This is a genomic window from Oceanobacillus sp. FSL W7-1293, from assembly GCF_037969815.1.
Classification (GTDB): domain Bacteria; phylum Bacillota; class Bacilli; order Bacillales; family Amphibacillaceae; genus Oceanobacillus; species Oceanobacillus oncorhynchi.
In genome coordinates, this window is the sequence record NZ_CP150212.1 from 626,532 (window position 1) to 641,406 (window position 14,875).

The window sequence follows — 14,875 nt, forward strand, 5'->3', positions numbered from 1 at the left end:
AAAAATATGAAATTATTATTTGCTAGTGCAGAGTGTGCACCTTTTTTTAAGACAGGCGGACTCGGAGATGTTATTGGTGCACTCCCGAAAGAATTAGCAAAAAAAGATGTAGAAATGGCAGTTGTACTGCCGCTTCACAAAAAAATGCCGGCTGCATATAGAGAGAAGTTAGAGCATGTAATGTCCTTTTCGATAGATGTCGGCTGGAGAAATCAATTTTGCGGGATCCAGCGTTTGGAAATGGATCATGTCACCTATTATTTTATTGATAATCTCTACTATTTTGACCGTGATGATTTATATGGTTTTTATGATGACGGGGAGCGCTTTGCTTTCTTTCAGATGGCTCTGATTGAAATGATGGAGGCAGTTGATTACATTCCTGATATCCTTCATGTACATGATTTTCATACAGCAATGGTGCCATTTCTCTTAAAAGAAAAATATCATTGGGTTGAAGCTTATCAAAACATTCGAACCGTGCTGACCATTCATAATATTGAATTTCAAGGCCAATATCATCCAGAAGTGCTGTCTGATTTATTCGGGGTCGGCGATAGAAAATATCACGATGGAACCATTCGTTTTAAAGATGACATTAATTTTCTGAAATCGGGTATTGTATATGCAGACAGAGTGAATACCGTCAGTCATTCTTATGCAAGAGAAATCCAGACCGCTGAATTTGGCAACGGCTTAGAAGGCATTCTCAGACAGGAGCAGGAAAAGCTGTCAGGTATCGTTAACGGGATAGACTATGAGATAAATAATCCGGAAACAGATTTGGCGCTCAAGTCTACCTATTCTTCCGCTGACTTATCAGGCAAAAAAGAGTGTAAGAAAGAATTACAGGAACTAATGGGGCTCCCTGTGAAGAAGGATGTTCCGCTCGTTGCCGTGGTCAGCCGCCTGACACATCAGAAGGGCTTTCACCTTGTTTTGGAAGAGCTGGAGAATCTATTACAATATGATGTCCAGTTTGTTCTGTTAGGAACGGGCGATCCAGCATTAGAGCATCCATTTCAGCTGATTTCTGAATGGTATCCAAACAAGTGCGCTGTAAATATTACGTTTGATGTAACACTGGCTCAAAAGATTTATGCCGGCGCGGATATCTTCCTGATGCCTTCTAAATTTGAGCCATGTGGATTATCACAGCTGATTTCCATGCGGTATGGCACGTTGCCGGTAGTTCATGAAATAGGCGGATTGAAGGACACGGTAGAACCATATAATCCGATTGAAAAAACAGGGACAGGGTTTGGCTTCTCCTTATTTACGCCATACTATATGATGGAAGCATTGAAAAAAGCAATCCATGTCTATCAGGAAGAAAAGGATGTGTGGGACAGCCTGATCCAGACTGCAATGGTACAGGATTTCAGCTGGGAGACGTCCAGCGAGCAGTACTATTTGCTTTATAAAGAATTGTATCACGGAGAAATCGCCCGTAAAACTCCCACTGAATGAAGTTTCGTTTTATAGGAAGCAGAGTGTGTTCAAAGAGCTCAAGAAGTAACGCATGTTATTGAGTTTTTTGAACACCTTCTTATAGGCCCAAAAACATAAACGCATCGGTTTAAGTGAGATGAATAGCTTCTTCCCTAAAATGCAGTATGCAATTACATTTTCAGGGAAGAAATACTTCAAGCTAAACTTAGATAATGCAGAGAAGGAGCTTAATACATGGCTTTAGATAAGGAAATTTTCAAAGAAGAATTGAAACAGAGGCTGAGAGAGAATTATGCAATGGAATTGGAGGATGCCAGCGAGCAAGAGATTTTCTATACATTAGGGGCTTTGGTAAAAGCACGTTATTCGGATGCATGGAGAGATACATGGAAGTATTATGTGGATAAAAATAAAAAACAGGTTTACTATTTTTCCATTGAATTTTTACCTGGCAGAATGCTGAAAAGTAATTTATTGAATCTGGGGATATTGGACACTGCAAGAGAAGCTTTAACGGATCTGGGTATTCATTTAGATGATCTGGCAGAAGTGGAAAAGGATATGGCATTAGGAAACGGGGGTCTTGGACGATTAGCTTCCTGTTTTATGGATTCGATCGCCTCTGGAGGATTTCCGGGTAATGGAAATGGTATCCGGTATGACTATGGACTGTTTAAACAACGCTTCGTGGACGGATACCAGGTAGAGCTTCCGGATGAATGGCTGCAAAGCGGGAACATCTGGGAAGTTCGCAGAGAAAGTAAAGCGGTAGATGTCCGTGTCGGCGGACATGTTTATTTAGCAGAGACAAATGATGGAAAATTGAAGCCGGTGTATGAAAATGAAAGAGTTCTCCGGGCCGTGCCTTACGATACCGGAATGGTAGGCTATGAAAATAATGTTGTCAATACATTACGGCTCTGGGCTGTAGAGATTCCTGATTCGGAAGAGGATAAGTACCAAAGCATCCAGGGACGCAGAGAATTGGAGGATTTAACAGCTGTTCTATATCCGGATGATTCCAATGAACAGGGACGTTTAATCCGTTTAACACAGGAATATTTCTTTGTATCGGCAGGCATCCAAAGTATTATCCGCCACTATAAGAAATGGTTTCAAAAGCCGATTTCCAAGCTCAGCGAATATGTTTCTATCCATATCAATGATACACACCCTGCTTTATGTGTACCTGAGATGATGCGGATTTTAATTGATGAAGAAGAACTGTCCTGGGAACAGGCCTGGGATATTACCGTAAAAGTAATGAGTTATACGAACCATACCATTATGGCGGAAGCATTAGAGAAATGGTCCATTGATTTAATGCAGCGTACATTGCCGCGGATGTATCAAATTATGGAAGAAATCGATGCACGTTATGTACAGGCGATGCAGGAGCTGCACCCGTATGATTTAGTAGAACGTACGCGGATTATCCGCAATGGGCAGGTACATATGGCACACTTATCTATTATTGGCAGCCATAGTACAAACGGAGTGGCAAAACTGCATTCTGATTTGCTTAAATCGGTTGTCCTGCATGATTTCTATATTATTTATCCTGACCGGTTTAATAATAAGACGAATGGAATTGCACAGCGCAGATGGTCACAAATTGTGAATGAACCCATGTCAAACGTGTTAGATGAAACGATTGGAAAGACATGGAGACAGGATTCTGGCGATTTGAAATTGCTGAGGAACTATCAGTCGGACCAGTCTGTTTTAGAGAAACTGGCAGCAGCGAAGAAAATAAATAAACAAAAATTAGCTGATTATATTTTGGAAACAACAGATATTAAGGTTTCCGCAGATGCCATTTTTGATGTGCAGATTAAAAGACTGCATGCCTATAAACGTCAGCTGTTAAATCTATTGCATATTATTAAGCTGTATCAGGATTTAAAAGAAAATCCAAGCTTAGAAATGCAAAAGCGTGTGTTTCTTTTCGGGGCAAAGGCAGCGCCAAGCTATCATTATGCCAAAGTAATTATTAAATGTATTAATGAAACAGCGAATCTAATTAATAATGACCCGGATATCAAAGACCGGATTAAAATTGTTTTCCTGCCAAATTACAATGTCAGCCTAGCAGAAAAAATTATCCCCGCAGCAGACGTCAGTGAGCAGATTTCCCTTGCATCGAAGGAAGCTTCCGGTACGAGTAATATGAAGCTGATGCTGAATGGTGCGATTACACTTGCGACGCTGGATGGTGCCAATGTTGAAATCAGAGATGCAGTCGGCGATGATAATATTTATATCTTCGGTCTCACCGAGAAAGAGGTTTATGAATATTATGAGAATCAGGAGTACTCCGCCCAAAGGCTATATGATGAAAATGCCGTTATTCGCCGTGTGTTAAATGCATTCATTGATGGCACGATTCCAAATATTGTTTATGAAGGACGTGAAATTTTTGATTCCCTCATAAAATATAATGACGAGTACTTCCTGCTGCGCGACTTTGATTCTTATGTAGAAGCGCAGAAGGAAATTGATAAGGCTTATGGAAATCAAACCTTCTGGCAGAAAATGAGCCTCATCAATATTGCGAATGCCGGCAGATTCTCCTCCGATGAGACGGTCAGCCGATATGCAGAGGATATTTGGAAAATCGAGTCAAAAGATTCATTTGTTACTGAGAAAGGATAGTATTATGCCACATGTTTATTATAATTCATGGATAAGCGATTATAAAAAGCCATTTGGAGCGGTACAGCTGAACGAAAAGGTTACCTTTCAAGTGGATGTCCATGAAAGTCATAGAAGCGAAGTACAATTTATGATTCGAAAAGAAAATGGGTCGCATGAGGAAAAAGCCTATTTAATGAAGGATATAGGCGATAATCGTTTCTCTTATAGCTATGCGCCTCATGAAGGAAAGGGTCTCTATTTTTACTATTTTGCTGTGAAGTGGAAGGATGATAACGGGGAGGAAGTGTCGGCTTTTTGGGGTGCATCACCTGTAAAAGGGGAAGGGAAACTCTATCATGAACAGCATGAGGTGATTCCTTACCAGCTGACCTGCTTTGAAAAAGAAGAAAAGACACCGGATTGGTATCAGGAGGCTGTTTTTTATCAGATATTTCCTGACCGTTTTTATAATGGCAATCCAGACGGGCAAGTAAATGCACCAAAACGGAATAGTTTTCTTTATGGGGATACGCGCGATACACCGCTGTATGTGCGCGGTCCAAAGGGAGAGATTCTTCGTTGGGATTTTTATGGCGGAAATTTAGAAGGAATCCGGCAAAAGATACCTTACCTGAAGGATTTAGGTATCAATGCCATATATCTGAACCCCGTTTTTCAAGCAGCAAGTAACCACCGTTATGATACGGCAGATTATATGAAAATTGATCCAATGCTCGGCGATGAAAAGCTATTTAAAGAAATCATAGAAGATTTACATGCGGAAGACATTCATGTCATTTTGGACGGCGTATTCAGCCATGTAGGACGAAATAGCATTTATTTCAACTATGATGGTACGTATGGAGAGGATAAGGGAGCCTGCCGAAATCAAGAAAGCCCGTATTATCCCTGGTTTACATTCACTGACTATCCGGATAAATATGCCTCCTGGTGGGGGATTGATGACCTGCCGGAAGTAGATAAGTTTAATAAAGATTTTCAAGATTATATTTACCAGGATGACAGCAGTGTAATTGATAAATGGAGTAAGCTGGGTGTAGATGGGTGGCGTTTAGATGTAGCCGATGAGCTCCCGGATGAATTTATTGCCGGCATTCGCCATAAGCTGGACCAGTATCCGGAGAAGGTGTTGATTGGTGAGGTATGGGAGGATGCATCAAATAAGATTTCTTATGATGAACGCAGACAATATATCCTGGGAAATCATTTGCATGGGGTGATGAACTATCCATTCCGAAACACGGTCTTAGATCTGCTGCAATTAGAAAAAACGCCAAAAGAGCTCTGTCAGCGATTAACGCAGCTTCACGAAAATTATCCGAAAGATGTTCTTTTTAATAATTTGAATAATATCGGGACGCATGATACGAAACGAATCTATACATTTCTTGGAGAGGATAAGGAAAGGCTGAAGCTTGCGCTGAGCTTTTTATTGATTGCTCCGGGAATTCCTTGTATTTATTATGGAGATGAAGCTGGGGTGACAGGAGAACAGGATCCCGATAACCGTAAATTCTTCCCATGGGAGGATATCGACCAGGATATTTTCAAGCATTGTCAAAGGTGGATTACGGAAAGAAAACAAAACAGTACGTTAAAATATGGGGATTTTGTTCTTTTTCATACCGACGATATCTTAGGAATGCTTCGTTTTACAGATGCGGAATATACCATCTATATGATTAATCCGCATGATGAAGAAAAGACCTGTTATGCTTCTGACCTGCATTTCTTGCGGGAAGTACCATTAACCGAGGAAGCGATAAAGGGTATATTGAAGGATGTCACGATAGACGGAAAAAGTGATTTCTTTGTAACAGGAAAAATATAGTTGTGTATTCAATAAAAGCAGGCTGCCTCGATTCACCTCGATACAGCCTGCTTTTAAAGTTATTAATCTACCTTTTCAAAGCCTTGTTCTTCCATGGTTTCTACCGCATCATCCAGATTCAAATTATCCTCTTCATTTTCTACAATTTCATTAAGTCCCGGCAGCTCTGAAAGATCTACAATGGTGAAATCAATGGTAATTGTTTCAGTGAAATGATCTTCTTCAAAAGCAAGATTATATTCCAGCCCCTCTATCCCTTGTAATGGTTCAGCAGAAGGGACAAGAAGCGCCTCTGCATCCTCTTTTGATTCAATGCCTTGGATACTATCATAAGAGGTGATGCTCTGACTGGATTGTTCAATGATTTCTCCATCATCAGCTACAAAGGTTGTTTCGATAGAATTATTGTCTTCCTCTAATTTATACGTTACTGCTTCCTGCTCGGAGCTGCAGGAAGCTAAGGTAATAAAGGAAATCAACAAGACGAAAAAACCAGTTGCTTGCAAGCTTTTTTTCTGTATCATCTTTGTATCTCCTATTCTTATGTAATTAAGCTAATCGTATCGAATTAGAATAGGAAAGTCAAAATCGAAATTCGTGAATAATAGACTAGTAAAAATAGTGGAAAGATAAAAGTAAAGCGGTATCTGAGCAGATACCGCTTTACATTCTTCCTATTCTTCTTCTACTACTTCTAAACCGTTATCTTCCAATTCACTGACCATTTTTTCTAAGCTTAAATCTTCCTCATCAAAAGCATCTTCATCGATACCGAAGCCTAGCGTGTTCAGTTCTTCTGGACCAGCTGTTGTCAGGTCGATATTGATGGCTACCACAATTTCTTCTTCTTCATAAGTAAGTTCAACCTCTACACCATCTGCTTCATTTGCTTCCTCAAATTCGGATTGAAGCATCTCATCCATAGACTCTGCCTCTTCCTTTGACTCGACTCCGATTAAGGCATACGGTATGGTCATTTCAGCTGCCATGGATTGAACTTCATCGCCCTTTGCCTCTAATGTAATTTCCTGCTGTTGGCCCATTTCTTCTCCTTGAAGCGTTACCGTTTCGTTAGAGCCACATGCTGCCAATCCAAAAATAGCAATCAATAAAACTAATAGTCCAGTAATTCTGAAAGTTTTCTTTTTCATCTGTGTCATTGCTCCTATCCATTTTTTAATACAGTTGCCATCGTACCGAATTAAACGATTAAAGTCAAACGAAAACCGCACCTCCACGGGTACGGTTTTACTCTCAAACTATTCTTCTACTACTTCAAATCCTTGCTCTTCAAAATCGCTCACTGTTTCTTCCAGACTAATATATTCATCATCTCCAGTGTCTGGGAAACTAGCGCCAGGAATACTGTTGATTTCTTCAATATCGGCAACAGTTAAATCAACAGAAATTGTTTGAGTTAATTCTTCTTCGCCATAATCCAAATCAAATTCGATGCCGTCGATATCCTCAAATGGTTCAAATTCTGAACGGAAAAGCTCATCCATCGATTCTGCTTCTTCCTGTGAAGCTGCACCTACGATAGAATAAGGAATGTTAGCTTTAACCGTTTGTTTTGTCATTTCATCATCTGTAGCATCCATGGTTACTTCCATTGTCATTCCCATTTGTTCCCCTTGAAGTGTAACTGTTTCTTCTTTCCCACAAGCCATTAGTCCAGCTATAGAAATAAATAAAAATAATAATCCGGTAATTCTAAAAATTCTTTTTTGCATTATGAAATTTGCCCCAATCTATTTATTTGTAAAATTAGCGTACCGAATTAAACAGTCAAAGTCAAAGCAAAATGGATAAAAAATAAAGAATTAGACTATTATCCTGCGCTTGAAGTAGGTTTTATTTGCTTTTTTTGGATGTTCATTATGAAAATTGGTTTGTTTTGGATATTACTGGGTTTTACGGTTTAAAGTATGATATAAAAGGACAAGCTTCATGTAAAGATTTTTTCATGACGTTTATTCTATGTTATTATAATCAGACTATTTAAAAAGAAAAGAGGTACCATAATGGAAGCAAAAGAGCGCAGAGAAAAAATTAAGCAATATTGTCAGGAATACGACAGCATATATGCAAGGCTTGTCCAGCCAATCAATGATTTGTTAATCGAAGTTGATGCAGGCATATCGGAACAAACAGCGAAGCAGATATTGGAGAACTTAAAGCTTAGCAGTGAAGGGAAGAAAGAGGTATTTGACTGTCATTTGGATGAAAGTAATAATTTTTTAAGAGACGGTATTGAAGACCTGCAAAAAGGTAATCTGGGGGATGGAGCTTTACAATTATTCGGTGCAGGATTAAATTTTGCAAGCTATGCTGCAAAAGCTTCTGCAGTACAGGAAATCAATGCGCATGAAATGCTGGACGAACGGTTTAAAAAATTAAAGACGACATTAAAATAGTTAAATAATGATTGTTAAATGAAAAAGATACTGAAATATAAGTAGTTGAATCAATGGAAAATCCGAACTATCGCAGGGGATTCTTTTATTAGAATTTGGATACGTTCGGATTTTCTTATTTTCTATTCAAAAAATACTTTGTTTGGAGATAAAGAGGAAAGTGTCAAATTTATTAAGCTACTGTAAGTTCCTTTAATGGAAAATGAAGTATTGGTATAGGTTCGGTAAATTTCCCTATTTCAAGAAAAAGATATGTTTTAATGTACTTGAATGAAGGGAGGAAAAGAATGAGTTATATCGAGTTAAAAGATATCACGAAGTCGTATCATGCGGGAAATAATATATTAGAGCAAATCAACTTAACGATTGAGAAGGGGGAATTCTTTGTATTGGTAGGGCCCTCCGGCTCCGGGAAAAGTACCTTGCTGCGGATGATTGCCGGACTGGAGGATATTACAGACGGCGTATTGAAAATGAATGAAAAAGCAGTCAATCACCTGCAGCCGAAAGACAGAAATCTTTCGATGGTATTTCAAAATTATGCTTTATATCCGCATTTATCGGTTGAACAAAATATCTTGTTTGGTTTGAAGGCGAAAAAGGTTTCTAAAGCGGAACAGCAGAAAAGGCTGAAGGAAACAGCAGAAATGATGGGATTATCGGAGCTTTTAAACAGGAAGCCGCGTCAGCTTTCAGGAGGACAGCGACAGCGAGTTGCTTTGGCCAGGTCGGTTGTCAGTGAAGCGCCGCTTTGTTTAATGGATGAGCCGCTATCTAATTTAGACGCCAAATTACGTGCACAGATGCGTGTGGAAATTAGAAGGCTGCAGAAGCAATTAGGCTTAACCTTGATTTATGTGACACATGATCAGGTCGAAGCGATGACGATGGGAGACCGGATTATGGTCTTGAATGATGGAGAGATTCAACAGGTAGGTAAACCAATTACATTATATAATGAGCCGGCCAATTTATTTGTCGCTTCTTTTATCGGTTCTCCCAAAATGAATATGGGCAAAACGGAAATAAAGGATGTCTCGAATTTTCTTGTGAACAAGACACTGTCCTTTTCGGCAGATGCCAGGCTGCAGAAGGCGTTTCAGGTACATAAAAACATCATCGCAGGAATAAGACCGGAGCATATCCAGCCGGCAATCCATCAGGAAGCAACGCATTCTTTAGAAGTGATTCATGTAGAGCAGTTAGGGAATGAGACATCGCTCGCTTTGGATGTCGGCGGCGAATTATGGACAGCAAAATGGCCGGGGCAATGGGATATCACAGCAGGTAACCAGCTGGAGGTGTATATATCGACAGAGCACCTGAGTTTTTTTGATGCACAGACGGAAGCATTAATTCGTCCAGCTTCCTTCAGCGGGCATGGGGAGGTTCAGGCGATATGACGAATATGACTGCGGTCATTACACAAGAGGACCAAGCTTTATTTGTGCGGACGAAGCGAAAACAGCGCTACAAGCAATTTATCAAGGGTATCCTATTTCTATTGCCATCCATTGCTCTTTTTTCTGTATTTTTATTCTATCCGCTGCTCCGGACGATGTATTTAAGCTTTTTCCTTACTGATGCGAGCGGGGCCACAACGGTATTTGTAGGATGGGATAACTTCGTGACATTATTTCAATCAACTATTTTTCAGCAAAGCATCAAATCGACGTTTCTATTTGTTCTTTATACAGTGCCGCTGACCATTGTGATCAGTTTATTTCTAGCTATTATTGCAAATGAAAAATTAAAAGGGATTGGCTTCTTTCGGACGATATTTTCCTCTACCATGGGAATCTCCGTAGCCGCGGCATCTGTATTCTGGCTGTACTTATTCCATCCGACAATCGGCTTTTTAAATATTATCATGGACACGTTTGGATTGGAGAAGATTGGCTGGCTGACAGACCCTGCCTGGGCGCTGATTGCAGTAGCTGTGACAACGATATGGATGAATATCGGTTTTACCTTTTTAATATTACTGGGCGGATTACAATCGGTTGATAAATATCTTTATGAAAGTGCAGATGTGGATGGCGCAGGGTATTTTTATAAATTAAGAAGGATTACGATTCCGATGCTGTCACCAACCCTGTTCTTTGTTGTGACGGTAACAATTATCAACGCTTTTCAAACGTTTGGGCAGGTGGATATTTTAACGCAGGGCGGTCCGCAAAATGCAACCAATTTAATGGTCTACTCGATTTACCGGGAAGCCTTTACTAACTATCAATTTGGCTCGGCGAGTGCGCAGGCAATCATTTTGTTTATTATCATCCTGTTAATGACAATCATCCAATTTAAATTGGGAGAAAGGAAGGTTCATTATCAATGAGAATTCCTTTCGGACGAAAAATCGTAACCTATCTTTTATTGATTGCTGCAGCATTCCTTGTTTTCACGCCGACGATGATGGCTGTTGTCATGAGCTTCATGACAAATCAGGATATTATGACGGGAAGCTTGCCTTCTGCTTTTTCACTCGAAAACTATCGTCGGGCATTTGAACAATTTCCGCTGCTGCATTATGTCATCAACAGCTTTTTAGTTTCGATTGCCATCATGATTGGCCAGCTGATTTTAGCCAGCTTAGCAGCGTACGCCTTTGTTTTTTTAGAATTTAAAGGCCGGGATTTCTTGTTTTATCTTTTTATCGCAACAATGATGGTGCCATTTGAAGCTTCGATTATTCCGAACTTCCATACGATTCGCGACCTTGGCTGGATTGATCAATATACCGGACTGACGATTCCATTCTTTGCGATGGCTTTTGGAACGTTCTTGTTACGGCAGAATTTCAAACAAATTCCTAAGGAGCTGCGCGAAGCAAGTCAGATTGCCGGTATGGGAGATGTGAAGTTTTATTTGAAAGTGGTTCTGCCGGTAGCGAAAACAAGCCTGATCACCTTAGGCGTGTATGGCTTTTTAACGTCCTGGAATATGTATCTGTGGCCGCTGCTAGCTACAACCAATGACAATGTCAGAACCGTACAGATTGGTCTGCGGCAATTGCAATCACAAGAGCAGATGAACGATTGGGGAGTGATTATGGCGGGAGCGGTCATTGTCATTATTCCAACATTGATTCTATTATTTTTAGGACAGAAGAAGCTGCAGCGTGGTTTAACTGAAGGAGCGCTAAAATAAATGTAAGAGGAGGTTCAAAAAGTCCCCAAATGATAAGCGGCGTATCTCTGCGTTGACGTGTTTTTCCAATGGGACTGCGATTACTCGTCCCACTAAAAGCGTTACTCACGTATTTAAAAGCATACGCTCCGTTCGTAAAAAACCCGTCGCCTTGATCTTCTTGCTTCTAATTCGGAAACTTTTTGAACATATATTTTGAAAAAGGAGTCGATTTCATTGAAGAAAATGTTGTTATTCGTCGTTATTAGTATGACTATTTTTATGGCTGCCTGCGGTTCCAATGATGCAGAAGGCTCCAGTGAAGCAACAGAAACAGAAGATGGCAAGCAAATCGTCACCTTTTGGCATGCAATGGGAGGTGCTTCACAAGAAGCATTGGACAAAATTGTCGCATCCTACAATGAATCGCAGGATGAGGTAGAGGTCCGGGCGGAGTTTCAGGGAACCTATGATGAGGCATTAACGAAGTTTCATAGTGTAGCTGGGACAGATAGTGCGCCGACGATGATTCAAGTATTTGAGATAGGCACGATGTCGATGGTAAACAGCGGTCATATTGAGCCGATTCAAAAGTTTATTGATGAGGACGGCTATGATATGGGGCATTTAGAAGAGAATATCGTTAACTATTATAAAATAGACGATCAATTCTATTCGATGCCATTTAATTCTTCTACGCCGGTGATGTTCTATAATAAAGATGCTTTTGAGGAAGCTGGTTTAGACCCCGAAAATCCGCCTCAGACATTTGAAGAGGTAGAAGCAGCTAGTAAAGCTATTGTCGAGTCAAATCCTGAGATGAAAGGTTTTGCGCTTCAGGCGTATGGCTGGTTATTTGAACAATTATTGGCAAACCAAGGAGCATTATTATTGAATGAAGATAATGGACGTTCAGGAGTAGCAACAGAAATCGGCTTTACCGAAGAACAAGGAAAATCAATCTTTGAGTGGGTAGAGCGGATGAATGCAGATGGAACATTTGCAAACTATGGCACCAATGGGGATAATATGCTGGCTGGATTCTTAGCGGAAGATGTATCGATGTTCCTGCAATCCTCTGCCAACTCCCGTGATTTAATTGATAATGCACCATTTGAGGTAGGCGTCGCGTTTTTACCGCATCCGGAAAATGTGGAACGGGAAGGTGTGGTTATCGGTGGAGCAAGTCTTTGGATGAGTGAGGGCAAGGAGGAAGCGGAGCAAAAAGCAGCTTGGGATTTTATGAAGTATCTGCAATCGCCTGAAATTCAGGCACAGTGGCATACAGATACAGGCTATTTTGCCATTAATCCGGCAGCCTACGAAGAGGATCTGGCTGTAGAAATGCATGAAGAAAACCCGCAATTAAAGGTGACGGTGGAACAGCTGCAAGCAACCAACCCTTCTTATGCGACACAGGGGGCTGTCATGGATATGATACCGGAAGAACGTAAGATTATTGAAACGGCATTGGAGAGCGTATTTAATGGCGGAGATGTAGATACCACGTATCAGACAGCAATCGAACAATTGAATGCAGCCATTGAAACAGCAAATAAAGCTCGTGGAGAGTAATAAGTAACAGAGGAAAGCACGATGTAAGTAAGAGGTTCATTCAGCGGAGGTTTTGGGCTGAACAGAAGTGGGAAGCCTCCGCTGAATAAAAGGATATTTCATGATAACAACTCAATTTTCAGGAGGGATTTTCTTGACAAAAGTATATGGACATCGCGGCATGATGGGGTTATATCCGGAGAATACACTGCTAAGTTTTGAAAAGGCACTGGAAGCTGGAGTGGATGGTTTGGAAATAGATGTACACATGACAAAGGATGGCGAATTCGCGGTAATGCATGATGCTGCACTAAATCGGACAACGAACGGAATTGGATCCATAGCAGAATATACCTTTTCAGAAATTCGGGAATTACAATGGAATCCAGCCTATCTGTCTTCATTCCAAACTTATGATAAGAGCTGGGAGGAAGAAAAGGTTCCCTCCTTAGCAGAAGTCCTTCAGCTGGTTAGTCCATATCCAGATGTTGCATTGAATATTGAATTAAAAACATGTGAAAACTTATATGAAAATATCGAAGAAAGGCTGCTAGACTACGTTGCTAAATATCCGGATGTAAAGCATCGTGTTATTTACTCCAGCTTTCATCTGCCTACACTGATTCGTTTACGTCATTATGACCGGGATGCCCGCCTGGCATGGATTATTAACCAGCCGATTTCTCACCCGGAGGATTATATTGATATTTTGGGTTTAGAGGCACTGCATGTTGAGGCGGATACATTTTTAAAGCATATTTATCATTGGAGTAAATGGAAGAGACTGCTGCGTGTTTGGACTGTCAATGATAAGGATACGCTGAAGCAATTGCTGGACGTGAAAGTGAAAGCCATTGTGACCGATTATCCGGATCGTGCCATCTTTTATCGGTGTGAGCGCTATGCCATGGCGTAGTATCTTACTTACTTTGGTAATTGCCGTCTTTATAATATCTGGATTTTTTGAAGCAAAGCCGCAGGTACTTAAGGATTCGGAAACATATGGTGCGGAGACATTATATGCAAGTGCAGCAGGAAGGCCTGAAGCAGTTTCAACTGATTTAGAGGTGATCGCCCATCGTGGTGCGAATAATTTCTTTAATGAACATACGCTGACTGCTTACGAAATTGCTTCGGAGGCTGATGCAGACTCGATAGAGATTGATTTACGAATGACCAAAGACCAGGAATTAATCGCACTTCATGACACGACCTTAGATCGCACAACAACAGGAGCAGGCGTCCCAGAAGAATTTATGTTGAACGAAATCAAGCAATTCGATACCGTAGCCGTGTTCGGGCAGAAAACCTATAAGGAGCCCGTCCCGACATTAGAAGAAATTGTTACGGCATTTAAACAGGAAGAGCATTATTATATCGAGACACGCCTGGTGGATGACGATACAAAAATGGAAGAACCGTTAATCAACCTGCTTCAGGAAAATGATTTGCTGGATCCAAAATATGTGAGCTTTCAATCCTTTTCTAAGGAGAGCTTGAAAAAATTGCAGGAATTCGCACCGGAAATCCGTTCGACGCTGTTATATGGCACAGATAAATTTGATTTAGAGGATGCGCTTGAAGCAGATACAGATGTAATTGGAATCGAATCAAGAAATGTGACGAAATGTGTTGTTGATACGCTTCATCAGCAGGGGAAGGAAGTTCATGTGTTTTTTACGGATGAGCGTACGCAGCTTGTTGAACAGCAGCGTGTCATGATGTATGGAGTGGATGGGATTTTTACGGATGATATTGATTTTACGAAGCAGCTATTGAAGGAGTAGAATATGTCATTATATATATAGAACCTTGCAGAGTCGACTATTTGACT

The 14,875-nt window shown here is 40.6% G+C and carries 13 protein-coding genes; 10 read left to right on the top strand and 3 right to left on the bottom strand.

All coding sequences use genetic code 11. The features are described 5' to 3' along the window. Positions 1–6: 6 nt before the first annotated feature. The 3 genes from glgA to MKY65_RS03175 all read left to right on the top strand — a co-directional run bounded on the left by glgA (position 7) and on the right by MKY65_RS03175 (position 5,941). Entirely contained in the window at positions 7–1,470 is a 1,464-nt protein-coding gene (gene glgA, locus MKY65_RS03165) for a glycogen synthase GlgA (protein ID WP_339182325.1), read from the top strand. Positions 1,471–1,686: 216 nt separating this feature from the next. Next, positions 1,687–4,107: a glycogen/starch/alpha-glucan phosphorylase gene (locus tag MKY65_RS03170; RefSeq protein WP_339182327.1), complete on the top strand. Its 2,421-nt coding sequence runs from the start codon at positions 1,687–1,689 to the stop codon at positions 4,105–4,107. A 4-nt stretch (positions 4,108–4,111) separates the two neighbouring features. Further along, positions 4,112–5,941, top strand: a complete 1,830-nt coding sequence (locus tag MKY65_RS03175) for a glycoside hydrolase family 13 protein (RefSeq protein ID WP_339182329.1) — start codon at positions 4,112–4,114, stop codon at positions 5,939–5,941. A gap of 62 nt (positions 5,942–6,003) precedes the next feature. Here the strand turns inward: MKY65_RS03175 and MKY65_RS03180 are convergent, their stop codons facing one another. From MKY65_RS03180 to MKY65_RS03190, 3 genes are all read right to left on the bottom strand, one after another. Next, on the bottom strand, positions 6,004–6,465 hold the full coding sequence (locus MKY65_RS03180) for a DUF1307 domain-containing protein (protein ID WP_339182331.1): 462 nt from the start codon (positions 6,463–6,465) through the stop codon (positions 6,004–6,006). A 150-nt stretch (positions 6,466–6,615) separates the two neighbouring features. Next, on the bottom strand, positions 6,616–7,092 hold the full coding sequence (locus MKY65_RS03185) for a DUF1307 domain-containing protein (RefSeq protein WP_339182333.1): 477 nt from the start codon (positions 7,090–7,092) through the stop codon (positions 6,616–6,618). A 108-nt stretch (positions 7,093–7,200) separates the two neighbouring features. Then, positions 7,201–7,674 (bottom strand): DUF1307 domain-containing protein, encoded by a 474-nt coding sequence (locus MKY65_RS03190; RefSeq protein WP_339182336.1) that lies wholly within the window; start codon positions 7,672–7,674, stop codon positions 7,201–7,203. A 291-nt stretch (positions 7,675–7,965) separates the two neighbouring features. Between MKY65_RS03190 and MKY65_RS03195 the strand changes: the two genes are divergently transcribed. The 7 genes from MKY65_RS03195 (at position 7,966) to MKY65_RS03225 (ending at position 14,828) form a co-directional block, all read left to right on the top strand. Next, positions 7,966–8,358, top strand: coding sequence for a hypothetical protein (locus MKY65_RS03195; RefSeq protein WP_339182338.1), 393 nt, complete (start codon positions 7,966–7,968; stop codon positions 8,356–8,358). 287 nt (positions 8,359–8,645) lie between these two features. Beyond that, positions 8,646–9,761 carry an ABC transporter ATP-binding protein gene (locus tag MKY65_RS03200; RefSeq protein ID WP_339182340.1) on the top strand — a complete coding sequence of 372 codons (1,116 nt, stop codon included), beginning with the start codon at positions 8,646–8,648 and terminating at the stop codon, positions 9,759–9,761. A gap of 5 nt (positions 9,762–9,766) precedes the next feature. After that, positions 9,767–10,696, top strand: coding sequence for a sugar ABC transporter permease (locus MKY65_RS03205; protein ID WP_339185094.1), 930 nt, complete (start codon positions 9,767–9,769; stop codon positions 10,694–10,696). Beyond that, the gene (locus tag MKY65_RS03210; RefSeq protein WP_339182342.1) at positions 10,693–11,508 is read left to right on the top strand and encodes a carbohydrate ABC transporter permease; all 816 of its coding nucleotides are present in this window, start codon (positions 10,693–10,695) and stop codon (positions 11,506–11,508) included. The genes MKY65_RS03205 and MKY65_RS03210 overlap by 4 nt, the downstream gene beginning before the upstream one ends. A 225-nt stretch (positions 11,509–11,733) precedes the next feature. Then, on the top strand, positions 11,734–13,062 hold the full coding sequence (locus tag MKY65_RS03215; RefSeq protein WP_339185095.1) for an ABC transporter substrate-binding protein: 1,329 nt from the start codon (positions 11,734–11,736) through the stop codon (positions 13,060–13,062). Positions 13,063–13,195: 133 nt separating this feature from the next. Beyond that, on the top strand, positions 13,196–13,957 hold the full coding sequence (locus tag MKY65_RS03220) for a glycerophosphodiester phosphodiesterase family protein (RefSeq protein ID WP_339182343.1): 762 nt from the start codon (positions 13,196–13,198) through the stop codon (positions 13,955–13,957). Further along, on the top strand, positions 13,944–14,828 hold the full coding sequence (locus MKY65_RS03225) for a glycerophosphodiester phosphodiesterase family protein (RefSeq protein WP_339182346.1): 885 nt from the start codon (positions 13,944–13,946) through the stop codon (positions 14,826–14,828). The genes MKY65_RS03220 and MKY65_RS03225 overlap by 14 nt, the downstream gene beginning before the upstream one ends. Positions 14,829–14,875 lie beyond the last annotated feature (47 nt).